Source organism: Peribacillus sp. YIM B13472, assembly GCF_042788005.1.
Taxonomy (GTDB): domain Bacteria; phylum Bacillota; class Bacilli; order Bacillales; family DSM-1321; genus Peribacillus; species Peribacillus simplex_E.
This window is the reverse complement of the sequence record NZ_JBHZPG010000024.1, coordinates 1-22,599: the sequence shown is the minus strand read 5'-3', so window position 1 is coordinate 22,599 and position 22,599 is coordinate 1. Positions and strand designations below refer to the sequence as shown.

Sequence of the window (22,599 nt, the reverse complement as noted above, 5' to 3'; positions counted from 1 at the left end):
TGATAACATGTCTTTAACCAATTTATTAAGGAGATGTTGATAATGGTAGACAAGGTCATTTTAAACGATGTTCCACTGCATGTCACTGACTTTCTTTCTGAAAATGTAAAGGATTCTAAAGGTAGAGAAATCAGAAAAGTCAGTTTTAATTTCAAGGTTACAAATAGTGAATATCATGATATTACAACACTGCTTTATCAAATGGTATTTGATTTAAAGATTCCACAGTCAAACGAGGAGTTTCGAGCAGAGATCTTTAACTACGCAACTTCGGTCACGAATCTATATGAAGAAAATGCGGTGGGGGAATTTTCGCTTGTATTGCTGGAAGTGAACGGTCAGGAATGATTGCATTGCCAGTCTTGTAAAGATATGGGTTACTGTCTATAATAATAGTGACGATCATTCTATACATATGAGGTGGTACTTTGCTTAGTGGATGGTTTTTATGGTTTATTCTATTTTGGGTAGCCCTTTTAATTATATTGATGAGCATAGGTGGCTTTTTCATGTTTCGGAAGTTCCTGAAAAGATTTCCGAAAGAAGATGGGAAATCCGATATGGATTGGGAAGAATATTATTTGGAACAAACAAAGCACTTATGGTCAAAGCGGCAAAAGGAATTACTGGAAGATTTAGTGAGCCCTGTGCCAGAACTTTTTCGTGATGTTGCACGTCATAAAATCGCGGGGAAAATCGGAGAGTTGGCGTTAAAGGAAAAAGCGGGCGATATTACGGAAGATTTAGTGATACGCGGCTATATCATTGCCACACCAAAACGTGACCATAAATTTTTACAAAAAAAATTAGCTGAAAGAAAGGTGAATATGGGTCCATATGAACACTTATTCAGCTAATGATGAAAAAAGCAGACTCTTTTGGAGTTTGCTTTTTTTATTCTGAATCTTTCAAAAGAATGGGGCAGTGTGGTAAAAATTAGAACGTTTGTACCCAAACCATGCTATTCGTAAAATTTTTGATATAATAATAGTAAGTAAAAATTAGGACGGAGTGAAACTATGAAATTTATCCATACGGCTGATTGGCATTTAGGGAAAATCGTTCACGGGGTACATATGACAGATGACCAAAGGCATGCACTCTTGCAATTCATAGAAATTGTCGAAGAGGAAAAACCGGATGCGGTTGTGATTGCCGGTGATTTATATGATCGTTCCGTTCCGCCGACTGAAGCGGTGGAGCTTCTTGATGAAATCCTTTATACGATTAATGTGAAAATGAATACTCCGATCGTTGCGATATCGGGAAACCATGATTCTGCGGAAAGGCTCGCATTCGGTTCATCATGGTATCGTCATAGTCAGTTATACATTCATGGGAAATTGACAAAAACATGTGAGCCGGTCCGTATCAAAGGCGTGAACTTTTATTGTGTTCCATATGCAGAACCTGGGACGGTCCGCCATCTTTTTGAAGATGATAGTATCCATTCCCATCAAGACGCGATGAGGCGGATAAACGGAACGATTGCCGGGAATTTCAATAAGGATGAGCCGAATGTCTTCGTAGGACACGCTTTTGTATTAGGCGGAAAAACGAGCGATTCGGAAAGGGTCTTGTCTGTAGGTGGCTCCGGCTGTGTTTCATCCGACTTATTCGATGCGTTCGATTATACGGCACTTGGGCATTTACATAGTCCAGATGCGATACGTCATCCTAAAGTGTTTTACTCTGGATCACTATTAAAATATTCTTTTTCCGAGGCCAAGCAAAATAAGTCGCTTTCCATCGTCGATATGCAAGAAGATGGAAGCTTTGATATACGCTATCGTTCTTTGGCACCCAAGTTCGATATGAGGGAAATATCCGGAGTTATGGAAGAGTTACTCGATCCCGCTTTCTATCAATCGCAAAAAAGGGATGACTATTTGAAAATAACACTAAATGATGAGGGGGCACTCATCGATCCTATTAACCGCTTGCGCCAGATTTATCCGAACGTACTACATCTAGAGCGTAAATGGGATTTGACCGACCTTAGAAGAAAAAAATCTTTCTCCTCTGTAAAAGATGAACGGAAATCAGAATTGGACCTGTTTGAAACGTTTTATCAAGAAATGACAGATCGGGACTTTGATTCTCAAAAGCAGGATTTGATGGTTTCGGTAATTGAGGCTGTTAAGAAAGAGGAGGCTTTGAAATGAGACCGGATATTTTAACGATGCAGGCATTCGGACCATATGCAGGAAGGGAAACGATTGACTTTAATTCCCTTGGAGAACGGACGATGTTTGTCATTTCTGGAAAGACAGGCGCAGGGAAAACAACGATATTTGATGGTATTAGTTTTGCGATATATGGAAAAGCCAGTGGTGAAGATCGAAGCGGGCAAGATTTACGAAGTCAGTTTGCCGAAGATGATATATTGACGGAAGTCTCGTTGCAATTTACCCTGCGTGGAAAAACGTATTTGGTGACCCGGTCCCCGCAGCAGGAACGCAAGAAAAAAGCAGGTGAAGGAACAACAACGGTTGGAGCAAAGGCTGAATTATATGAGATATTGGCCGAAGGAAAAAAATTGCTGGGAGCAAATGTACGGGAAGTTGAAGAAAAAATCAAAGTACTCATTGGACTTGACGCTAATCAATTCCGGCAAATCCTGATGATTCCACAGAATGAATTTCGAAAACTGTTAACTTCCGACAGCAAGGATAAAGAACAGATTCTCCAGAAATTATTTCATACTGAACTTTATAAACGAATAGAAGAAAAATTAAAAGAAGAGGCTTCCATCCTAAAAAAGGAAAGTGAAAAAAGTGCTCAGCGTCGAATTGAATTAATGAAAGGCATCCAGCCTGGCAATAATGAAGAATTACAGGCACAAATACAAGGGGAAGAGCCTAATGAACAACAGGTCTTACCGCTGTTACAGAAAGTCATTTTGCAAGCGGCAGAAAAAAGTGAGTATATAAATAAACAAATACAGGAAAAGCAGAAAGCTCGTGATCAAGTAAATCAAGAACTTTCAAAAGCTGTCGATTTATTAAACCGATTTTCGGAAAAAGAAAAACTGCGAAATGAAAAGGAAGCCCTTGAAGCAAAGCTGCCAGAAATGGAATTAGTGAAAGTCCAAATAAAAATGGCACACAAAGCGGCTTCGCTTGAAAAGCAGGAACAATACTATTTGCGAATTGGCAAACAAGTACAAGATGCGAATGCCGAACTTCAAAAGTTAAGTGAGCAGTCCGAGAAGTTACGGATTGAGCGCATTGAGAAGCAGGATTCCTATGATAAGGAAAAGTTGAAGGATAATCAAAGGGAGCAGGCAGTACGAACTGTTCATCAGCTTGAGCAGGTAAAAGAGGCTGTCATGACTTTTGCAAGTTTAAAAGCACAGGTTACTTTAGATGAAAAAGAGTGGCAAACTAGCAAACGACTTCGTGAAAAAACTGTTTCGGAACATCTGTCGATTGAAGCGGAAACAGAGAAAGTCGCTCAAGAAAAAACAGAAGCGGAAAAAGCGGCTGTTCTTTATCGTGATCAGGAAATTGAAGCAGAAAGAAATGATCATTCGTTATCGAAGATTAAAAAGCTTCAAGAAGTTCTTTATGAAATCCAGAATACGAAACGAGTTCTGGATGAAAAGAATAATCGGTTCCAAGAGTTACAAAGAATACAAATTCAGGAGAAGGAAAAACTGGAATCCCTGAACCGAAACTGGAGATCTGGCCAAGCGGGTATGCTTGCTTCCATGCTGCATTCTGGAGAAAATTGTCCTGTGTGCGGTTCGCAAAGTCATCCAAAACCAGCGCAATTGCATGAGCATATGCCGACGGATTTGGAACTGAAAGAGCAAGAAAACAAGCTGAAAACTGCAGAACAACAAAAAAGCCAAGCTGAAAGTGAATATTATCAAGCGAAATCCAAATATGATGCACTGGTAGAGTCTTCACAAGAAAAGCTTAGTGACTTACAAAACGACATGCCGGAGTTTAGGTGTGAAAATATTGATGGGCATTTGCTACAGTTTGTACAAAAAGGAAAAATGCTTCAAGAGCAGCTAAAAGAATGGATGCGGAAAAAGTCTGTACTCAATGATCTGGAAAAAAGGTTGCAGGATTTAAAAGAGAAAGCATCCCAGCTTAAGGATAATATGATCTCTTTAGAGAGAAAAGAGGACCAAGGGAAAACGAGGTATATTGAAAACTCTACAAAACTAACAGGATTAACCGATTCCCTGCCAGACGGAATACGGAATGAGGAAGAATATAATGAAGCTTATCAAATGGCTGTAAATACACAGAAACGCTTACAATCGGCCTTTGATGATGCACAAAAAAACCTCCAACTGGTGAAGGAAAGAGAATCGGCCATCATTGCAAAAAAAGAATCCCTAAGTGGAAATATAGAGGCCTTAAATACAGAATTGAAAGAGGAGCGGGAAAAGTTAATTACGGATATGACCAATCAAGGCTTTTCCAATTATAAAGAATATACGGCAGCAAAAAAATCGGAAGCGGCTCTTGGAAATTTGGAGGACCAAGTACAACAGTATAATCAAAATTGGCAAAGTGTTTTAAGTCTGTTTCATGATTTGGAAATGAAATTAAAAGATGTGGCCAAACCAGATCTTGAAGGATTGAAAAAGACTTTCGATTTCATAGATGGAGAATTGGAGTCGTTACGCCAAAATCAGAATGAATTACAGGCTGAAATTCGGACTAACGAAGAAATCGAAAGGAAATTGGCGCAAATCAGGGAAAATCAGAAAAGTTTAGATGAAAGGTACAGTATCGTCGGTCATCTGTCTGAGATTTCCAAAGGTCAAAACTCCTTCAAAATAACTTTTGAACGATATGTACTGGCAGCCTTTTTAGATGATATCTTAAAAGAAGCCAATTCAAGGCTGCTGAAAATGACAAGCGGCAGATATCAGCTGTTGCGAAAGCTTGATCCTACACGCAGGAACATCCAGAGCGGTCTGGAGTTATCTGTGTATGACCAATATACAGGACATGAGAGGCATGTCAAAACCCTTTCGGGAGGCGAGAGCTTTAAGGCATCCCTTGCACTTGCTTTGGGTCTTGCGGATGTTGTCCAGCAGAATGCTGGCGGTATTTCACTCGAAACGATGTTCATCGATGAAGGTTTCGGTACGCTCGATCCTGAATCTCTTGATCATGCGATTGAAGCATTAATGGATATACAAAGCACCGGGAGATTGGTCGGGATAATTTCTCATGTTCCGGAATTGAAAGAAAGAATCGATGCACAGCTGCAAGTCATTTCGACACAAAATGGAAGTCGAACGTCCTTTTATTTTGCTGGTTAATTAAGAAAAAAGAATGGCTAAGGGGGATGTGGTTCCCCTTAGCCATTCTTTTTATTTTCATGAATGAACTATTCAATGTTAATATCTTCAGCTGTTTTTCCGGGGGAAAACTTATGGATGCGAATCACCAATATCGGATTCGAGAATTCAGCGGTAATTCTTCGAGAGCAAATCGAAAAGGGGAAAGGGATCTTTCTCTGTGTGGGCAGTGAATCTTCTTTCTTTTCAAGAATTGGCTTATCAGTATCGTCAACGATGATCGATAGCTCATTATCACATAGGCAAACTTTTATATCTTTCACATCATGATTTTCCAAAACCGCTTCCACCATATACTCATCGTCACTTTCGTATATATCAATTGAAAAAAGTTGATGATCCAACGCACAAGTTTCCGGATCCAGAAAAAAACTTTTTACCCATTCATCAAACTTTTCAACCTCATTCATTTGCGATCCATGTTGATTGTCTTGCATGTTGATACCCCCGGTTTTCCTTTGAGGTATTATATGTTGGAGCATGAAGAATGGTGATTGAAAAAGTGGTTCAAAAAATGTAAAAGCAACCAAAGAATTGGTGAAGCAATAACGCTAGATAGGGCCTCAATCAATTTCTCTAATCAATCAGCAATCGTTTTAGGTAAAGGGCGTAAAGAGCGAGAAGTATATTTCAATACCCGTTGTGAAATATGGTTGAAGCGATATTTAAGTGAGCGAAAAGATCATGAGGAAGCACTATTTGTGACAACACGTGCACCCCATCGAATGAGTATTTCTCAAGCGAGAAACATTATAAAACTGGTAGCAAAGAGAACGGACATTAAAAAGAGCATTCATCCCCACCAGCTTAGACATAGTTACGCCACAAATTTATTGAATAATGGAGCGCCTCTAGAAGTGATTCAAAATTTAATGGGTCATGAAAATAGTGAAACCACAAAAATTTATGCATATCTAAGTGGTGCAATGCGCAGAGACTTGTATAGAAAGTATTTTTAAGGGACCGAGGATCCTTTTTATTTTGTTCTTAATACACTAACGGGGCAGGATAGCATTCCTGTAGTTCGTTATTTTTCAGCTTTGAAAAAGATAGGGCACCACTCTAACTCAAAACTTTAGGAGGAACCCTAATATGAAGTTTAAAAATGCAAGATAAACAAAATCAACTAATAGAAAGAATTTCTGATAAACACCTTGTTGTTGGAGTGGATATTGCCCAACAATTACATGTGGCTGGAGCAGTGAATTTCCGTGGAATTGTAGTCGGAGATCCACTTGCATTTGAAAATAATGAAGATGGATTTGCTAGTTTATTAACTCCTGAAAGAAGAAGAGAAAAATTAAGGCAAGAAGAATTAAAAGGAAATCCTTCTAGCATCGTTCACGGTGGAGATCTTGCTGATTTAGTTAATAGCTTAGGTTGGAAAGGTACGGGAATTCTTATTCTTGTAATCATAATCGGCTTTATTTTTGTATCACTCTTCTTCAAGTAATGGTTGCTTTACTTCAATAACAGGGGTTGCTGTGGCAGCCGGCCGCCATAGAAGTTTCTTATGCAACTAAAGGGGCAGTTTGGTTGAGTAAGGGCTCAGATGTTTTTTTCTAATTGCTATTTCTTGTTTATTTGGTATGAGTGCATCTGTAAAAGAGTTTGATCCATTAATTGAAACAGTGGAAGAAAACAATCATGAAGAAACTAAATGAATAGAAGAAATGTTTGGCAGTACCCCTAAGTGAAAGTTAAGGGATAACATTGTGATATGTAGCAAATGTGTTGGGGATTATTGGTTAGTTATAATTCTTTACTAATCGTTCTAAAAAGGGTATTATTTAATCATGGTTTGAAATTCATGTGTTTATTTTAGAACGTTCATTCTATAATGGATTATGACGTTTGTTTTTGTTAGTATTGGTTCATGGATATTTTTAAGGAGAAATAAAATGGCCAGAAGTAAAGAGTTTGACGAAAAAGCAGTATTAAGAAAAGCAATGGAGCTTTTCTGGGAACAGGGTTATGAAAAAACATCCATCCAAGATTTGGTGGATCATATGGGGATACACCGCAGGAGTATATATGATACATTTGGTGACAAGCGTTCATTGTTTTTAGCTTCCCTTAATCACTATGAAGAGCTCATCGTCAATGAGATGGAAAGCATAATTAGTAGCACTTCATCCATTAAACAGACGATACGTGATGTTTTTATTTTCGTACTGAATTCCATTGAACAATACCCAAAAGGTTGTCTATCAGTAAATGCAGCCATTGAATTATCTTTGTTGGACAAGGAAATTGGACGCATAGTTACAAAAATGTTTAACCGTACTGAAGATATGTTTAATAACCTTATAAAACGGGGCCAGACTAGTGGAGAGCTATCAAAAGAAATCGATTCTGATAACACATCTCGTTTCTTACACAACAATTTGGTAGGTATAAGAGTACTAATAAAAACTAATTACAATAAAAAAGAATTAGAAGGCATCATCACTCTAGCACTTTCAGTGTTGGACTAGCTTTCTTTTTTTACCCTTTTTAGAACGTTCATTCTAGAATTAGCATGAAACAAACCATCATAATGATACTTATAAAATCGTTTTTTAATTTCTAAGGAGGAACACAAAAATGACAACCTTTAAATTACCAACAGAATCAGAATTTATTGAAGCAGATGGAACTCGTTACGCATATAGGAAATTTGGTACACAAGATGGTATACCAGTAGTATTTCTTGTTCACTTTAGAGGAACGATGGAAAACTGGGATCCAAACATGCTTGAACCTATTGCAAATACACGCCCAGTAATCTTATTTGACAATAAAGGGGTTGGTGAGACCGATGGACTAACGCCTACTACAATTGCTGATATGGCAAAAGATACAGCAACATTTATAAAAACTCTTGGATTAGAACAAGTTGACATTCTTGGTTTTTCCATTGGTGGCATGGTTGCACAAGAGCTGGCTTTACAAGAAGGAGATTTAGTAAGAAAAATTATTATGGCAGGTACTTCGCCTGAATCTGGTATTAATCCAAATCCAGAGATTTTTGAAAGAATGAATCGTCACGGCGGAACGGAAGAAGATGGAATAAATGATTTTATGTTCTTTTTCTACGAACAAACCGAAACAAGTAAATCTGCAGGAATGGCTTCACTACAAAGAATCTTTAATCAGAAAAAAGTAAACAGTTCTGAACAAGTAAAAGAGGCACAATTACAAGCCATTGCAAAATGGGCTAAACAAAAATCTAATCATGATTATGAATGGTTACAAAACATCAAACACCCTGTACTTGTTACTAATGGTGTTAATGATGTGATGGTACCGACTAAAAACAGTTATATCTTAACAGAGAAATTACCGAAAGCACAGCTGATTATATATCCTGATTCTGGTCACGGGCACCTGTTTCAATTTCCAGAACTATTTGCAGAACACGTAAATTCATTCCTTGATTCTAATTCTTATTAAAAAGGAGTATTCATATGAGCAGATTATTTGAAACAGTTCGTATCGGAAACATTGACTTAAAAAATCGTATAGGAATGGCTCCGATGACTAGAAGTAGAGCTTTACCAGATGGTACACCGAGCGATTTAATAGCAGAGTACTATGGTCAGCGTGCTTCAGTCGGTTTAATTATTAGCGAAGGAACCCAACCTTCAGATGGTGGGCAAGGTTACACTAATACACCTGGTATTTATACAGAAAATCATATTAAAGGGTGGAAAAAAGTAACTTCTAAAGTTCATAGTGAAGGCGGTCATATTTTTGTTCAGCTTATGCATGTGGGACGTGTATCACACCCTGATAACACACCTCACCACCGCCAAGCAGTTGCACCGTCAGCTATTGCACCTGGTGTAGAAATCTTCACGGCAGAAGGAATGAAAGATATTCCAATACCAAGAGAATTGAGTGAGCTTGAGATAAAAGATGTTATCAATGAGTTTCGTTTAGCAGCACGTTCAGCAATTGAAGCTGGTGCAGACGGAGTTGAAATTCACGGAGCGAATGGTTATCTGATCCAACAATTCCTTAGTGAAAACTCCAATCATCGTCAAGATGCATACGGTGGTACGATTGAGGGGCGTTCTCGATTCGCTATTGAAGTAGCTAAAGCAGTTGTTGATGAAATAGGAGCAGAAAGAACAGGCATCCGTTTTTCTCCTCAAGGAACACTGCAAGGCATTGATGAGGGGGAAAATAGCCTTGAGATGTATCGCTATTTAATAAGTGAATTAAATAAGCTTAACCTTGCATATCTGCATTTAATGCACTTCGGAAACGAGCAATTCCTAAAAGATGTGCGTCAACTTTGGGATCAATCACTTCTTGTTAACCGTCCAGGTCGTCCTTTAGATCAACTTTCGTCTGATGTAGATAATAATTTTGCAGATGTTGTCACAGTTGGAACTTGGGTACTAGCTAATCCAGACTTTGTAGAACGGATTCAATCAGGTGCTCCCCTAAACGAACCTGATAAAAACACGCTCTATGCAGGAGGAAAAGAAGGTTATACAGATTATCCTTTCTTAAAATAATTTATTTAATATGAATATCCCATCTAGGGATATTCATAATCTTTTTTCTTAGGTTCGTTATGAAAAGATACATGTGCGTTAAATAAAAATGTGGAGGATTGTAATGAAAGCTTTAGCAATTGAAAACTACGGTAAAAAACCAAATTTTTTAGACTTCCCTAAGCCCAAAACGAAATGAATGGTGCATCATGTACGACTTCAAACATTTGTTCAGCCTGCGGAGAATGGGATACACCTGTTACTAACCATCCTGAAGTAGCTATTCTTGGGGTTGGCCGTATTGCTGAAAAACCAATTGTTCGAGATGGTGAAATTGTAGAAGCGTCTGTACTTGTTCTTTTATTAAGCTTCGACTACAGAATAGATCGACGGAGCTACAGCAGAATGCAATGAATGAATCATATTATGCGATTATTAAACGACCCAAAACTATTGTTAATGGAGGCGTAAGTAATGGTTGTCGGAGATTTCCCAATTGAAACAGATACTATAGTCATCGGTGCAGGTCCTGGGGGTTATGTAGCAGCAATTCGTGCTGCCCAGCTGGGACAAAAAGTAACAATTGTTGAAAAGGAATATTTGGGCGGTGTATGTTGTAATGTCGGCTGTATTCCTTCAAAGGCATTAATTGCCGCTGGTCACCGCTATGAAACAGCTAAGCATTCGGATGCATATGGGATTACAGCAGAGAATGTAAAGGTTGATTTTTCAAAAGTACAAGAGTGGAAAGCTAGTGTAGTGAAAAAGTTAACTGGCGGTGTCGAAGGACTATTAAAAGGAAATAAAGTTGAGATTGTACGTGGTGAAGCATTCTTTGTAGGCAGTAATTCATTACGCGTAATGGGCGAAAAAAATGCTCAAACATACACCTTTAAAAATGCAATTATTGCAACAGGATCGCGTTCAATCGAGTTGCCTACATTTAAATATTCAAAACGCGTTCTAAATTCGACTGGTGCCCTCAGCTTAAATGAAATTCCTGAAAAAATCGTTGTTATTGGCGGCGGTGTTATCGGAATCGAACTTGGCGGTGCCTATGCAAACTTTGGTACCCAAGTAACGATTTTAGAGGGTGCAGATGAAATTTTAGGCGTAGGTTTTGAAAAACAAATGTCAGCCGTTGTTAAGAAGAGTATGAAGAAAAAAGGTGTAGAATTTTATACCAAAGCAATGGCAAAAGGTGTAGAAGAAACAGAAAATGGCGTCACTGTAACCTTTGAGGTAAAAGGCGAAGAAAAGAAATTAGACGCTGATTATGTGTTTGTAATGGTCGGACGCCGCCCGAATACGGATGAAATAGGTCTTGAAAAAGCCGGCGTAAAAAAGACAGACCGTGGACTTATTGAAATCGATAAGCAATGCCGCACGAATGTTCCTAATATTTATGCAATCGGTGATGTTGTTCCAGGTCCACAATTAGCACATAAGGCATTCTATGAAGCAAAAATTGCTGCTGAAGCGATTGCCGGACATCCATCTGAAATTGATTATATAGGCATTCCAGCAGTCGTATTTTCAGACCCTGAGCTTGCAACTGTAGGTTATACTGAACAACAAGCAAAAGATAAAGGTATTGAAGTAGTAGCTGCGAAATTCCCATATGCGGGAAATGGACGTGCCTTGTCACTTGACAGCAAAGATGGGTTCGTTAAGCTTGTAACTCGTAAAGAAGATGGACTTGTTATCGGGGCGCAAGTTGCCGGAGCAAATGCATCAGATCTCATTTCGGAGTTAGGTTTAGCTGTTGAAACAGGATTGACTGCAGAAGACATCGCTATGACAATCCATGCCCATCCAACACTTGGAGAAATGACAATGGAAGCTGCCGAAGTTGCACTCGGAACCCCAATTCATATCAGTAAATAATTTATTGGATTATGTACCGAACCAATCAATTCAAACAGTAGTAAATTATGCAATCTATACTCCAGAAAAGCGCCCTTTTCTTGAATAACTAAAATATGGACTCAGTCGTAAAATCACTTTATTCTTATTGAATTAACGGGGAGTTCAATAATAACTCCCAACCATCTTGTAAAAGAATTAGCTCAATTCGATTTAGCTTACCTTCATGTCATGCATCTTGGAAACGAAACACTGCTACGTGAAATTCATTCAATTTGGACGAATCCATTATTAGTCAATCGAGCTGAACGGGCTCTAGAAGACCTTAGTGTCGATCTTGATAATGGTCTTGCTGATATGGTACCAGTCGGTGCATGGTCATTAGCTAATCCGGATTTAGTAGAACGGCTTAAGAAGGTGCTCCATTGAATGAAGCAGATCCTACAACATTCTTTGGTATCAGAAGCAAGGGTTATACGGATTATCCTACGATATGAAAGAATTAGTATCTCAAGAGGGGGAAGTATAGCTTATATAAAAAATCAAGGTTTCACAAACAGTTGGGAAGTTGAGGGAATTGCTAACTCCTCTATTCTCTCACTGGCAAGATGAAAGAACGATGATCTTCAACCATCTGTAGAAGGACGGTAGTCACCCAATAAGTAGATGAGGGGGGGATGAAATTGCCGGTGAACAAGGTCCTGAAGTTTATCACTACCTTGAAAAGAATTAGCTCAATTCGATTATGGCAAGTAGACAGTGAAAATAATAAAAATAAGGTAAAGAAACCTAATAAATGTAACTCAACGTAAGGATGCTGATGAAAAAATGAAAACACTCATGAAAGCAGCTCAGATCACCAAGTACTCAAAAAATATCCATGTCCAAGTCAATGACATTCCAATTCCAGAAATCGATGATAACGAAGTCTTGGTAAAGGTCAAAGCTGCGGCGGTCAATCCGCTCGAAATGTTGATTATCACAGGTAGCGTGAAACTGATTCAAGATTATGAATTCCCATTAACGCTTGGTAATGAATTGACAGGCGTTATCGAAAAAGTCGGAAAAAATGTGACAGACTTTCACGTAGGAGATGCCATCTATACACGTCTTCCACTAGAAAAAATTGGTGCTTTTGCGGAATATGCCGCAATTGACGCTGCTGCAATTGCACCCATGCCAAAAAACTTGTCCTACGTGGAAGCCGCTGCTGCAGCACTGGCTGGACTCACAGCGTATCAAGGTCTACATGAAGAACTTGAAGCACAGTCTGGTAAATCTGTTTTCATTCCAGGTGGATCGGGTAGCTTTGGTCAAACGGCTGTCCCAATCGCAAAGGCAATGGGTCTAAATGTCATTGTTAGTGGTAACTCAGAATCGCGCGAACGCACTTTGGAAATTGGTGCAGACCAATATTTGGAATATACAACAGAAAACTATGTTGACTTGTTGGCGAATGTGGATTACGTGATTGATACACTGGGTCCTAAAGAATTTGACAATGAATTGAGTATCATCAAACCGGGCGGAAGATTGCTCTCTCTCCGTACAGGACCAAATAAACGTTTTGGAAAAGACAGAAACTTTCCATTGTGGAAACAAAAGCTATTTTCCATTGCTGGCGCAAAGTATGACCACAAAGCCAAGAAACACGACGTGGAATACCATTTTATCTTCGTTCGTTCTGACGGCGCACAACTCAAAGAGATTACTAAAATCATTGAAGAAAATAACATTGTTCCAGCAATTCATCCAACACTATTTACCATAGACAACGTAAATGAAGCGCTAGAACTAGTCGCAAATGGACGACCAAAAGGGAAAGTGATTATTAATTTTTAGGGGAACATGATGAAAGCAGTCCAAATAAAAAGCTACTCGAAAAAGCTAGAAGCTCACATCAACGATGTGCCTATTCCAAGAATAAACAAACATCAAGTGTTAATCAAAACAAATGTGGCGGGCGTTGACCCACATCTTATATTGGCGATTACCGGAAAGGTGCGCATTTTTGACCACTATGATTTTCCGTTGACACTCGGAAATGAACTTTCAGGTGTGATTGAATCGGTTGGCGAAGCGGTGACAGACTTTAAAAAGGGCGACAGAGTATATGCGTTAATGCCACTAGATACAATGGGTGCCTTTGCAGAATATGTTGTTGCTGATGCAAATATCGTTGCGAAAATGCCAAAACATCTTACTTTTGAAGAAGGGGCTGCCATTCCATTATCGGCTCTGACAGTTGTTCAAGCATTCGATGTACTGAACGTGAAACCTGGCGCAAAACTGTTCATTCCTGGTGGAACAGGCGGATTTGGGCAGATTGCAATTCCGTTTGCGAGATCAAAGAAGCTTTTTGTAGCTGTCAGTGGTAGTGAATCATCTCGTCATTTAGCGCTATCCGTTGGTGCTGACCAATTCATCGACTATCAGAAGCAAGATTATGTTGAGGTGCTGAAAGATTTCGATTACGTGATTGATACCCGTGGTGCAAGTGAGTTCAGGAAAGAATTGCGTGTTTTAAAACCTGGCGGAAAATTATTGTCATTAAATGCTGGTCCAAATGCACGTTTTGCAATTCAGCATGGCGGATTTTCAACGTTGCAGAGGCTTCTTTTCGGTGTGATCGGAATGCCGTTTGATATAGCGGCACATCTTCAACGGAAAACGTATGATTTCTTATATGTTCAGCCAAATGGCAAACAACTAAAAAACATCACCCAGTGGATTGATGAAGCGGGCATCAAACCAACCATTGATTCGACATTTGCTTTTCGGCAAGTGAACGAAGCTATTGCCAAAATCGCAAAAGGGAAAGCTCAAGGAAAGATTCTTATGACTATACAAGAGGGAAAAACAACATAATATTGACAAATCGAACTATTTTAGTAAAGGGCGGGACGTCTGGTATAGGCTCGGCAATTGCGAAAAAGTTTCTTGAAATGGGCAACACGGTGATTGTCACTAGTCGCTCGAAGCAAAATATTGACCAAGCAATCAAAGAAAAACCTAATTTTAATCGGCATTGCTGCGGATGTCAGTTAAGTGAAGTCGGCATCAAATCAAACAACAGTATCCGAAACTAGACATCCTGTTTAACTCAGCTGGCATGCCATTTTTTCGCTGAAGAAGTCACAGGGGAAAATTAACCGCAGAAATTGGATACGCCTGGTTTATGATCCCAAGTAAGACCTACAGGGAGCATATAAATACGTCGTGGAAGAAGAGGACCCTCTGGACATTTAATATAGTTTGTTAAGGATTCATCCCAGTCTTTAAATTGTTGAGAAAGTACATTTTTGTTTCTTGAGGTTGATCGAATGGAATGTCACAAGTATCCAACCATATGTCAAACAATCACATTGATAATCCATCAGTTTGTTATTTTTGCTAAACTACCTACTCCGTTAGGGGACAAAGATAAGTGGATGCCGCAGCCCCCATTCTCCAACAAATCATTCATAATATTAGTAAGGTGAAGTAGATACTCTTAATGGTAAACATGAGCTTCGATTAGAGAATGGATATATAGATACGGTTGATTTAGTCGTTGGTTCAGATGGTGCCTTTTCTATATTCGTTCCCTTCTCCAGATGCTGGCCCAATATACAGGGCTGACTATGGTGGAAATCATGTTGCAAGATGTTAAAACTAAACATCCTGAGATTGCTGCTTTTAATAGTCGAGGAAAATTATTTGCCCTTTCTGACCACAAGGGTATTATGGCTCAGTTAAACGGAGATGGTAATACCCTTGTATATTTAAGTTTTAAAGCTGCAAAAGAAGATAATAAATCGAATGGCATCAAAAACATGGGGGCGGGTCATGATATATTGGCATACAGATTGTAAGTCAGCATGTATCTACTCTCAACTTAAAACTTGTCTTTCCTCTGAAGTTAATCAACCTGAGCAACATTTTAGAGTTAGGAAAAATTTACGAAGAACATAAAAACCTACGTAAAGATTATGTCGACGGGAGGGAGTTGGAATGGCGAGAAGCAAAACGTTCGAAGAGTCCGCGGTATTGGATAATGCTATGAGGCTTTTTTGGGAACAGGGCTACGAGAAGACATCCATGACCGATCTGGTCGAGCATATGGGAATCCATCGCAGAAGCTTGTATGACAGGCGAAGCTAACCACTTTGCGTGATGACGGTCCGACCAGCGGATTCTTCTATATGGATAACCAACATCCATAGTCACAATCCGGGGTTAGAAACGCTGCAAAACGGTTTAAAGTTTTACACTAAAAATAGAGGTGGGCTGCAAAATGAGAAAAACTGTTCTTATCACTGGAGTGTCGGGTGGGATTGGCAAAGAGTTGGCGGATCGTTTCGCCAAAGATGGACATGATATGGTCCTGGTGGCGCGCACCGAGGGTAAACTTTTGGAGTTGGCGAAGGAATATCGGGAAAAATATGGCGTCCAAGCGACGGTCATCGCCAAGGATGTAGCGTCACCCGGAGTGCCGGAGGAGATTGTCGCGGAGCTTAAGGAGAAGGGAATCGTCGTCGACTACCTTGTCAATAATGCAGGATTCGGTTTGTACGGGACATTCTTGGAAACGAAGTTGGAGCAAGAGACGAATATGATTGACGTCAATATCAAGGCTCTGACTGTTATGACGAAGCTGTTCTTGCCAGATATGGTCGAACGGGGCCAAGGAGGCGTCATGAATGTGGCTTCGTTGGTGGGTTTTTTCCCAGGACCTATGATGTCGGTTTACTACGCGACGAAGTCGTACGTGCTGTCGTTCACCGAGGCTCTGGAGAACGAGGTGAGCGGCACGGGCGTGACTGTGACGGCACTATGTCCGGGGCTGACGTCAACCGGATTCGTCGATCGTTCGGGTATGGGCGCCTCGAAGCTGTTCCAAAGTGGCGCCATCATGGAGGCCGGGCAGGTGGCTGAGGAAGGGTACCGAGGCTTCTTGCGCGGCAAGACGCTCATAATGCCAGGGGCTCGCAACCGGTTCGTGGCGTTCATTCCACGGTTAATGCCACGCAAGATGGTGACCCGTATGGTCAGAACCATGCAGGACAGAACGGGGCATTGACAGGAGTGGCAGTTGATTACACGGCCTGCGCCATCCCAGCCAAGAGCTCGTGGTCTCTTCAGTTTGTCGACAAAAGGGGGTCGGAATTAAAACATTCCGAACCCCTTTTTGTTTGGTAAAAAATATTTTTAAACCAGAACCAAAACCGATCTTTATTGAGACTTTTATTCAGACTCTAAGGATTACCCCATTATTAAAGATGACTCCTGTTCAATACAGAAATCACCTTCTCCAAGTGGCATGACCTTTTTTTAGTGTCTACTCTATAGGGTACAGTTTAAATATCTGGCTGACCTTATAATACGAAGGGGCAGTTTAGTTCAATAAGAGTATGTAAAGATTAATAAAAAGGGACGTTTAGAAATTCTTCCAAACGTCTTTAACTTTAAAGGTAAGAAACGATTCACCTTTAAGTTCAGATGATTAAATGGTGGTTGCCATCAGCTCTCGTTCGTTGTCTTGCTTGCAGACATGGAAGCAAGCGCAGATTCATTGAACCCTTTAACGATGAGCCATACTGCTAAAATCATTTCATTAGCTGCTACTGGAAGCGCCAAAATAGCACCCCAAACAGAAATTTGTTGAATTACACCGAACATTACCAACAAGGCACAAATAAAAACAAGAGTTGCCCCGGTCATACCCAAGATTGGTATAAACCTGGGTACGAGCTTGGTTTTGTAAAATATATAACTGTACATCATCGTATTTATACCCAACATGAAAAGGGGACCAAGCATAAATGTCCAGTCATGTATTGCTTTTAATACTATACCTGAAGTTTGAAAAGATGCGGTATCCGGGGCTCCTGCTGCGACAAATTCGCGGCTTAAGGTCAATAGGGACAGTACGCCGATTACACCAATAGTAATGACAATCGCTTCAAGAAACCTGAAGCAAACATGCCAAAGAGCAATAGTTTCATTATACCTTCTTAAAATTGGAAACATTGTAGTTGCAGTACCAATCGCTGAAGCGACAAGAATTAATTCCATAAGCGCTCCCAGTGTCACCTGGTTGGCATGTTCAGAACCATTAATCAGATAATCCGGACCATTTAGGATAGGCTTGTATAAAATTAGACCTATTATTGCTGTAACTGCTGCAAGTATAAACAGTACCCCTACAATTTTTGCGCTCTTTTTGGTAGTATTCATTTGTTCATCTCCCTTTTTTAAGTATAGTGATAAGACTAATAACCCGTTGGGTCCCAAACAAATTTAATACTTCCAATACTTGTTATTTATCATATTACCGAGCTTACTCCAATTATTACTCTAATATAGTCAGATAGGCAGCTAATTGCAGAATTCTGTCTTTAACGTCAATACTGTTGTCAAAATTAATGTCAACCACAAAACCCGTTACTTCAACTATCGGGTGCGTTAGCGCCATAAGAAGAGATTTTTAGATCAATCTAAACGTATGGGAAGAGCTTTTCAATGAAGCATATTAAAGAGGAACTAAATCATTTTTTAGACTTTCTAAAAGAAATTGAAGAGGTGACAGGGCAGATGCCAATGGTCATTTTAGAATCTACAGGGCATTACCATACTCCTGTTATTCAATACTTGGGATTCTATATATCTTACTAAATCCGATTATTTCTTATCAGGCAAAGAAGACCAATTTACGGAAGGTAAAACAGACGCTATCGATGCGTACCAGTTTTGTGTGCTGTATTACAAAGAGGATTTTGACCCTCATAAAATTAGAGGAATACAGCTATTAGACCTTCGGAATTTGTCAAGACAACAGGAAATCGTAACGAATATGTATGTGGAGGCTAAACTTCAGTTTCACACCATTTTAGATCATGTGTTTCCTGAATACCGGAAGGTTTTTGGTGATCTATATTCAAGGGTTTCTTTATTGATATTAAAGGAATATCCCACTTCAGAGGCGGTTTTAACAGCCGGGGAAAGTAAGCTAGCAGAGAGTGTTATAGAGTTCTGTCCTTGCCGATCGGGTCAATTGGGCATGGGAAAAAGCAAAAAAAATAATGGACTCCGCATCTCGAAATCCATTCCAAAAAAACGTGTTTCAAAGTCACGTAATCAATCTTCGTATGTATATGGAGTTGCTTTTTCATTACCAGGGACACCTCTCTGATTTGGAAGATCGTATAGTGGCCCTGGCAAATGAACTGGAAGAATATAAGATCAAATCGATTCCCGGTATAGGAGAAAAAATCGCAGCCACGATTATCTCTGAAATTGGTGAAATCGATCGGTTTAATCATCCGAAAAAACGGGTTGCCTTCGCTGGAGTGGATCCAAGTGTTCACTCATCGGGTAAGTTTACGGCAACCATTAATCGTATAACCAAAAGGGGTTCGAGCAGACTACGTCATTCTCTGTATCTTGCCGTACTATGCGGCATAAGAAGTTCAAGGAACAAAAAGCTTAAAGCATTCTATGAAAAGAAAAAATCAGAAGGAAACCTGCCAAAGTGTCAATCGTTGCCTGTATGAATAAGTTGCTTCATTGGATTTATGCTTTATTAAAGAGAAAAGAAACGTTCCTAGATTTAGCCTAATTAACGGTTTTGTGAAACAGAGAAAAATCCAAATCCTTCGAAAAGGGTTTTGGAGGGTTATTTGGTATGGCCAAAAATAGTATATCATTAGGGAAATGAAAATATTAGAGAAAGATATTGACATCCTATTAGCTGGTTTAGTTCATTAAGGGACATAAAAATTTTCAATCTTTTTTATAATAGAATAATCCAATTAAATAGTATAAGGGCATGTTTTGATTAATCTTTTTCAAAACTACCCTTTCTATTTATTCATTTATCAAGGTTGCTTGTATTAAAAAAATACCCTCGTGTCGTTTTGAAATAAAGTTGCGACGTTTTAAAAAATAACGAAAAGACACCCTAAGGTGCTTTTTTCCCTCTCTAGAAGCCTCAACTCGAAAATAACGAACCCACAACCAAAGACAACGTTTGCTCGTAAACGGCATGTGCGGACTGCACATCACCAAAATGTCCGCACATGTAAAGATGGATAACACCGTGGAGCGACGCCCAGAAGATACGGACGACTGTTTCCGTGTCATACGGACCGGTAATCAGTCCCTGCTCTTGCGCATTACTAATTACCGTCAACAATTGCCGCATGGCTGTTACGGTGCCGTGTATGCTCTCCTCGTCTGGTTTGAAATCCGCGAAGGCTCCTCCGAACATCAGCTTGTAATAACCGGAGTAACGCTGTCCGAATTGCCAGAAGGTTTCGCCTAAATTAAACAGCTGCTGCATCGGATCGTCAGCGCGCGGCGTTCCCTCGAATTCGTTGGCGAGAAGCTTGCAGCCGTCGAGATAAAGCTGCTGAGCCAGTCCATCTTTATTGACAAACAGGTTGTATATGATTTTGGTAGAGCAATTCATCTTCTGCGCAACTTTACGCACCGTCACAGCTTCAGGACCCTCATCGTACAAAATCGTTGCCGCAGCATCGACGACGAGCTTTCGAAGATTTTCAATATTTTTCAAGCGAGCCTCCTGATACGTTTCCAACTTTTGCGTATTTGCATCGAAGGAATTATTTTGGTCTGTCATCTATATCACCCTCAATTAATACATTTTTGATAAGAAACAATGTTTCCAGCTCTTAACAGGAATTTTAATATAATTGTCGGACCGTTGTCAATGTTGAGAGGGATGCCAAAAACCAACGATTCAAAAAACGATGTTGACTTTCTTAAAAAGCTTAGTTACAATGATTTCAATTAGAAACAGTGTTACCGGAACGCATCACAATTCTTGACTCTTATGAGAGTCAGGAATTATTTTTAAGGACAAAGTAACACTGTTTCCTAATTATAAAAAAGTAGATAGGAGAGTTGCACAATGAACATAAAAGGAAATTGGGCGCTTGTCACGGGAGCTTCATCCGGCATCGGAGAGCAATTCGCCCGACAATTGGCCAAAGAGGGTGGCGACCTTGTACTCGTAGCCCGATCGAAAAACAAGCTGGAGAACCTGGCATCGGAGCTTAGAAAGAAGCACGGCGTCAAGGTCGAGGTGATTCCTACCGATCTTGGCAAAGAGGGCGCGCCAGGCGAGTTATATCGGCAATGTCAACTTCTGAATTTAGAGATCGAACTGCTGGTCAACAACGCAGGCTTTGCCACGCACGGTTTGTTTGAACAAGTGTCAGGCGTGCGCCAGCATGAGGAAGTCATGCTCAATGTTGCCGCTGTTGTAGATATGACGCACTTGTTCTTGCCGGATATGTTGTGTAGAAACTCCGGGGCCGTTATCAATGTCGCATCGACCGCCGGATTTCAGCCCCTTCCCTATATGGCCGTATACGGAGCAACGAAAGCCTTCGTCTTGTCGTTTACTCAAGCTTTGTGGTGGGAAAACCGCAACAGTGGCGTCCAATTTTTCACGCTTTGTCCCGGAGCGACGGACACCGGCTTCTTCACCGCCGTAGGAGCGGAAGAAGCCGCCGTCGGTAAGAAAGACACACCGGAGCGAGTTGTGGAAGTTGCGCTTCGGGCTTTGAAGGACGGGAAGATGTATGTCGTTCCGGGTACACAGAATTATATAGGTACGCAGATCGGACGATTCATGACGAAGAAACAGGGACTTCGTCTCGTTGGCGGCATGCTTCGTCCACGCGACGGCTCCGCCAACAATAAGAAGTTGGCCGGTCCGTCCGATCTTGCAGGATGGACGATCCAGGAGGCGCACTGATGGCTAATTCGGCAAATATTTCAGCTAATGCTTCTGACCATCAACCCATCCGGGACAGAACACAAGCCGGTGAAGCACAGGCTTGTTACAGAGATCAGCCTAGCCGGGAAAGTCATGGAAAGCTGGCACATTCAATTCGAGAAGGCAGAATAAACTTTAGATACACTGAAATTGATTAAAATATTTTATAAAAATCAAACCGGATTATTCTGTATAGGAATCTATTTTGATCAATCTTTTTTCAAAATAGATTCTTTTTATTTATCATAAAATGTGGGTTTGCGAGATATTTTTGATTAAACTTTATTTAAAAGCTACACCTCGAAAGAGGGTGGGGTTTGATTGAATTACTAGTAGGATAAAGAGGTGGAAGTACATGGAGTAACCAATTGTACTACCATGAAAATAGACTTCTGGAATTTTGGGGAAAAGACAATACTTAAGAAGACGCAGCTCATTGTTTTTTAAAAAGGGGAGAGCGCCTAATTTACTGATTTATTGTAGGTAAGTGGACTGGATTAAGATGCTTCAGATTCTTGTCATGTAACTGTGTATCCTAAACTTTCAAGTCTTAGTCTTTTTTTGCGCTTCATGGATGGCTAACGGGGCAGGTTAGTCGAATTATATGTTATGATGGAAAAAATAGATTTTTTTGGGGGGTTAAAATGGTTACATGCTATTTGAAATATGTTATTGACCCATATAAATTAAATGAGTTCGAGGAATACGGTAAGATGTGGATTCGATTAGTTAATAAATTAGGCGGTACACATCAGGGTTATTTCCTTCCACATGAGGGTGCTAATAATATTGCTTTTGCATTATTCACTTTCCCAAGTTTAGCAGCATATGAAGAGTACCGAGTAAAAATGGCATTGGATGCAGAATGTCAAGAAGCATATAAATTTGCTGAAGAGACTAAATGTATTTTAAGTTATGAGAGAAGCTTTATGCGTCCTATATTCGAATGAACATGCATTAAAGTTAAAAAATAATCTATACATACTGAAATTAAATCTATAAAAAGACCAGAAAAACCAATTCATCTAAATGAATTGGTTTTTCTGGTCTTTTCAGTTTGTAGACAAAAGGGGTTCGGAATTAAAAAATTCTGAAACCCTTTTGAAATTCCCTTTGAATTTTCGCCT

General features: G+C 39.9%; 21 protein-coding genes and 4 pseudogenes. 22 read left to right on the top strand and 3 right to left on the bottom strand.

Features of this window, described 5'->3' with window-relative positions; all coding sequences use genetic code 11:
• Positions 1-42: 42 nt before the first annotated feature.
• From ACFX4I_RS17540 to ACFX4I_RS17525, 4 genes are all read left to right on the top strand, one after another.
• Positions 43-348, top strand: a complete 306-nt coding sequence (locus ACFX4I_RS17540; protein ID WP_230304245.1) for a DUF3219 family protein — start codon at positions 43-45, stop codon at positions 346-348.
• An 80-nt stretch (positions 349-428) separates the two neighbouring features.
• Positions 429-857 carry a DUF2621 domain-containing protein gene (locus ACFX4I_RS17535; protein WP_377422019.1) on the top strand — a complete coding sequence of 143 codons (429 nt, stop codon included), beginning with the start codon at positions 429-431 and terminating at the stop codon, positions 855-857.
• Positions 858-1,019: 162 nt separating this feature from the next.
• A complete protein-coding gene (locus ACFX4I_RS17530) occupies positions 1,020-2,165 on the top strand; it encodes an exonuclease SbcCD subunit D (RefSeq protein WP_377422017.1) in 1,146 nt (381 codons plus the stop codon).
• Positions 2,162-5,293 (top strand): AAA family ATPase, encoded by a 3,132-nt coding sequence (locus tag ACFX4I_RS17525; RefSeq protein ID WP_377422015.1) that lies wholly within the window; start codon positions 2,162-2,164, stop codon positions 5,291-5,293. Before ACFX4I_RS17530 ends, ACFX4I_RS17525 begins: the two co-directional genes overlap by 4 nt.
• 68 nt (positions 5,294-5,361) lie before the next feature.
• On the opposite strand, the gene ACFX4I_RS17520 is transcribed toward ACFX4I_RS17525, so the two are convergent.
• Positions 5,362-5,769 carry an Hsp20/alpha crystallin family protein gene (locus tag ACFX4I_RS17520; protein WP_230302902.1) on the bottom strand — a complete coding sequence of 136 codons (408 nt, stop codon included), beginning with the start codon at positions 5,767-5,769 and terminating at the stop codon, positions 5,362-5,364.
• Positions 5,770-5,862: 93 nt separating this feature from the next.
• On the opposite strand from ACFX4I_RS17520, the pseudogene ACFX4I_RS17515 reads away from it, so the two are divergent.
• The 14 genes and pseudogenes from ACFX4I_RS17515 to ACFX4I_RS17450 form a co-directional block, all read left to right on the top strand.
• Positions 5,863-6,291, top strand: a pseudogene (locus ACFX4I_RS17515) (tyrosine-type recombinase/integrase); the annotation flags it as partial.
• 146 nt (positions 6,292-6,437) lie between these two features.
• Positions 6,438-6,785, top strand: coding sequence for a DUF6366 family protein (locus ACFX4I_RS17510; protein ID WP_377422013.1), 348 nt, complete (start codon positions 6,438-6,440; stop codon positions 6,783-6,785).
• A gap of 448 nt (positions 6,786-7,233) precedes the next feature.
• Positions 7,234-7,809 (top strand): TetR/AcrR family transcriptional regulator, encoded by a 576-nt coding sequence (locus ACFX4I_RS17505; RefSeq protein ID WP_377422011.1) that lies wholly within the window; start codon positions 7,234-7,236, stop codon positions 7,807-7,809.
• 109 nt (positions 7,810-7,918) lie between these two features.
• Positions 7,919-8,767, top strand: a complete 849-nt coding sequence (locus tag ACFX4I_RS17500) for an alpha/beta fold hydrolase (protein ID WP_377422009.1) — start codon at positions 7,919-7,921, stop codon at positions 8,765-8,767.
• 14 nt (positions 8,768-8,781) lie between these two features.
• Positions 8,782-9,840, top strand: a complete 1,059-nt coding sequence (locus ACFX4I_RS17495; RefSeq protein WP_377422007.1) for an alkene reductase — start codon at positions 8,782-8,784, stop codon at positions 9,838-9,840.
• A 168-nt stretch (positions 9,841-10,008) separates the two neighbouring features.
• Positions 10,009-10,290: pseudogene (locus tag ACFX4I_RS17490) on the top strand (2-oxo acid dehydrogenase subunit E2); the annotation flags it as partial.
• A gap of 3 nt (positions 10,291-10,293) precedes the next feature.
• Positions 10,294-11,706, top strand: coding sequence for a dihydrolipoyl dehydrogenase (gene lpdA, locus ACFX4I_RS17485; RefSeq protein WP_377422005.1), 1,413 nt, complete (start codon positions 10,294-10,296; stop codon positions 11,704-11,706).
• A gap of 210 nt (positions 11,707-11,916) precedes the next feature.
• A complete protein-coding gene (locus tag ACFX4I_RS17480; RefSeq protein ID WP_377422003.1) occupies positions 11,917-12,114 on the top strand; it encodes a hypothetical protein in 198 nt (65 codons plus the stop codon).
• A 399-nt stretch (positions 12,115-12,513) separates the two neighbouring features.
• Complete coding sequence (locus ACFX4I_RS17475; protein ID WP_377422001.1) at positions 12,514-13,527, top strand: NADP-dependent oxidoreductase; 1,014 nt, start codon at positions 12,514-12,516, stop codon at positions 13,525-13,527.
• A 6-nt stretch (positions 13,528-13,533) separates the two neighbouring features.
• Positions 13,534-14,553 (top strand): NADP-dependent oxidoreductase, encoded by a 1,020-nt coding sequence (locus ACFX4I_RS17470; protein ID WP_377421999.1) that lies wholly within the window; start codon positions 13,534-13,536, stop codon positions 14,551-14,553.
• Positions 14,554-14,555: 2 nt separating this feature from the next.
• Positions 14,556-14,774 (top strand): SDR family NAD(P)-dependent oxidoreductase, encoded by a 219-nt coding sequence (locus tag ACFX4I_RS17465; protein ID WP_377421997.1) that lies wholly within the window; start codon positions 14,556-14,558, stop codon positions 14,772-14,774.
• A gap of 546 nt (positions 14,775-15,320) precedes the next feature.
• Positions 15,321-15,539, top strand: coding sequence for a hypothetical protein (locus ACFX4I_RS17460; protein WP_377422080.1), 219 nt, complete (start codon positions 15,321-15,323; stop codon positions 15,537-15,539).
• 139 nt (positions 15,540-15,678) lie between these two features.
• Positions 15,679-15,816, top strand: a pseudogene (locus tag ACFX4I_RS17455) (TetR/AcrR family transcriptional regulator); the annotation flags it as partial.
• A 145-nt stretch (positions 15,817-15,961) separates the two neighbouring features.
• Complete coding sequence (locus tag ACFX4I_RS17450) at positions 15,962-16,747, top strand: SDR family NAD(P)-dependent oxidoreductase (RefSeq protein WP_377421995.1); 786 nt, start codon at positions 15,962-15,964, stop codon at positions 16,745-16,747.
• Between the two features lie 440 nt (positions 16,748-17,187).
• On the opposite strand, the gene ACFX4I_RS17445 is transcribed toward ACFX4I_RS17450, so the two are convergent.
• On the bottom strand, positions 17,188-17,904 hold the full coding sequence (locus ACFX4I_RS17445; RefSeq protein WP_230302910.1) for a DUF4386 domain-containing protein: 717 nt from the start codon (positions 17,902-17,904) through the stop codon (positions 17,188-17,190).
• A gap of 267 nt (positions 17,905-18,171) precedes the next feature.
• Between ACFX4I_RS17445 and ACFX4I_RS17440 the strand changes: the two are divergent.
• Positions 18,172-19,285 (top strand): annotated as a pseudogene (locus tag ACFX4I_RS17440) (IS110 family RNA-guided transposase); the annotation flags it as partial.
• 372 nt (positions 19,286-19,657) lie between these two features.
• Here ACFX4I_RS17440 and ACFX4I_RS17435 read toward each other — a convergent pair.
• Entirely contained in the window at positions 19,658-20,308 is a 651-nt protein-coding gene (locus tag ACFX4I_RS17435; RefSeq protein ID WP_377421993.1) for a TetR/AcrR family transcriptional regulator, read from the bottom strand.
• Positions 20,309-20,599: 291 nt separating this feature from the next.
• Here ACFX4I_RS17435 and ACFX4I_RS17430 point away from each other — a divergent pair, with 291 nt between their 5' ends.
• The 3 genes from ACFX4I_RS17430 to ACFX4I_RS17420 all read left to right on the top strand — a co-directional run bounded on the left by ACFX4I_RS17430 (position 20,600) and on the right by ACFX4I_RS17420 (position 22,422).
• Positions 20,600-21,451: an SDR family NAD(P)-dependent oxidoreductase gene (locus ACFX4I_RS17430; protein ID WP_230302912.1), complete on the top strand. Its 852-nt coding sequence runs from the start codon at positions 20,600-20,602 to the stop codon at positions 21,449-21,451.
• Positions 21,451-21,630: a hypothetical protein gene (locus tag ACFX4I_RS17425; RefSeq protein ID WP_230302913.1), complete on the top strand. Its 180-nt coding sequence runs from the start codon at positions 21,451-21,453 to the stop codon at positions 21,628-21,630. Before ACFX4I_RS17430 ends, ACFX4I_RS17425 begins: the two co-directional genes overlap by 1 nt.
• Before the next feature lie 486 nt (positions 21,631-22,116).
• Positions 22,117-22,422: an NIPSNAP family protein gene (locus ACFX4I_RS17420; protein WP_141993620.1), complete on the top strand. Its 306-nt coding sequence runs from the start codon at positions 22,117-22,119 to the stop codon at positions 22,420-22,422.
• Positions 22,423-22,599 lie beyond the last annotated feature (177 nt).

What these genes read in the sequence shown, in the direction of transcription:
- ACFX4I_RS17540 (WP_230304245.1), top strand. Translation starts at nt 43, where the DNA reads ATGGTAGACAAGGTCATTTTAAACGATGTTCCACTGCATGTCACTGAC.
- ACFX4I_RS17530 (WP_377422017.1), top strand. Translation starts at nt 1,020, where the DNA reads ATGAAATTTATCCATACGGCTGATTGGCATTTAGGGAAAATCGTTCAC.
- ACFX4I_RS17525 (WP_377422015.1), top strand. Translation starts at nt 2,162, where the DNA reads ATGAGACCGGATATTTTAACGATGCAGGCATTCGGACCATATGCAGGA.
- ACFX4I_RS17520 (WP_230302902.1), bottom strand. Translation starts at nt 5,769, where the DNA reads ATGCAAGACAATCAACATGGATCGCAAATGAATGAGGTTGAAAAGTTT.
- ACFX4I_RS17510 (WP_377422013.1), top strand. Translation starts at nt 6,438, where the DNA reads ATGCAAGATAAACAAAATCAACTAATAGAAAGAATTTCTGATAAACAC.
- ACFX4I_RS17505 (WP_377422011.1), top strand. Translation starts at nt 7,234, where the DNA reads ATGGCCAGAAGTAAAGAGTTTGACGAAAAAGCAGTATTAAGAAAAGCA.
- ACFX4I_RS17500 (WP_377422009.1), top strand. Translation starts at nt 7,919, where the DNA reads ATGACAACCTTTAAATTACCAACAGAATCAGAATTTATTGAAGCAGAT.
- ACFX4I_RS17495 (WP_377422007.1), top strand. Translation starts at nt 8,782, where the DNA reads ATGAGCAGATTATTTGAAACAGTTCGTATCGGAAACATTGACTTAAAA.
- lpdA (WP_377422005.1), top strand. Translation starts at nt 10,294, where the DNA reads ATGGTTGTCGGAGATTTCCCAATTGAAACAGATACTATAGTCATCGGT.
- ACFX4I_RS17480 (WP_377422003.1), top strand. Translation starts at nt 11,917, where the DNA reads ATGCATCTTGGAAACGAAACACTGCTACGTGAAATTCATTCAATTTGG.
- ACFX4I_RS17475 (WP_377422001.1), top strand. Translation starts at nt 12,514, where the DNA reads ATGAAAACACTCATGAAAGCAGCTCAGATCACCAAGTACTCAAAAAAT.
- ACFX4I_RS17470 (WP_377421999.1), top strand. Translation starts at nt 13,534, where the DNA reads ATGATGAAAGCAGTCCAAATAAAAAGCTACTCGAAAAAGCTAGAAGCT.
- ACFX4I_RS17460 (WP_377422080.1), top strand. Translation starts at nt 15,321, where the DNA reads ATGTTGCAAGATGTTAAAACTAAACATCCTGAGATTGCTGCTTTTAAT.
- ACFX4I_RS17450 (WP_377421995.1), top strand. Translation starts at nt 15,962, where the DNA reads ATGAGAAAAACTGTTCTTATCACTGGAGTGTCGGGTGGGATTGGCAAA.
- ACFX4I_RS17445 (WP_230302910.1), bottom strand. Translation starts at nt 17,904, where the DNA reads ATGAATACTACCAAAAAGAGCGCAAAAATTGTAGGGGTACTGTTTATA.
- ACFX4I_RS17435 (WP_377421993.1), bottom strand. Translation starts at nt 20,308, where the DNA reads ATGACAGACCAAAATAATTCCTTCGATGCAAATACGCAAAAGTTGGAA.
- ACFX4I_RS17430 (WP_230302912.1), top strand. Translation starts at nt 20,600, where the DNA reads ATGAACATAAAAGGAAATTGGGCGCTTGTCACGGGAGCTTCATCCGGC.
- ACFX4I_RS17425 (WP_230302913.1), top strand. Translation starts at nt 21,451, where the DNA reads ATGGCTAATTCGGCAAATATTTCAGCTAATGCTTCTGACCATCAACCC.
- ACFX4I_RS17420 (WP_141993620.1), top strand. Translation starts at nt 22,117, where the DNA reads ATGGTTACATGCTATTTGAAATATGTTATTGACCCATATAAATTAAAT.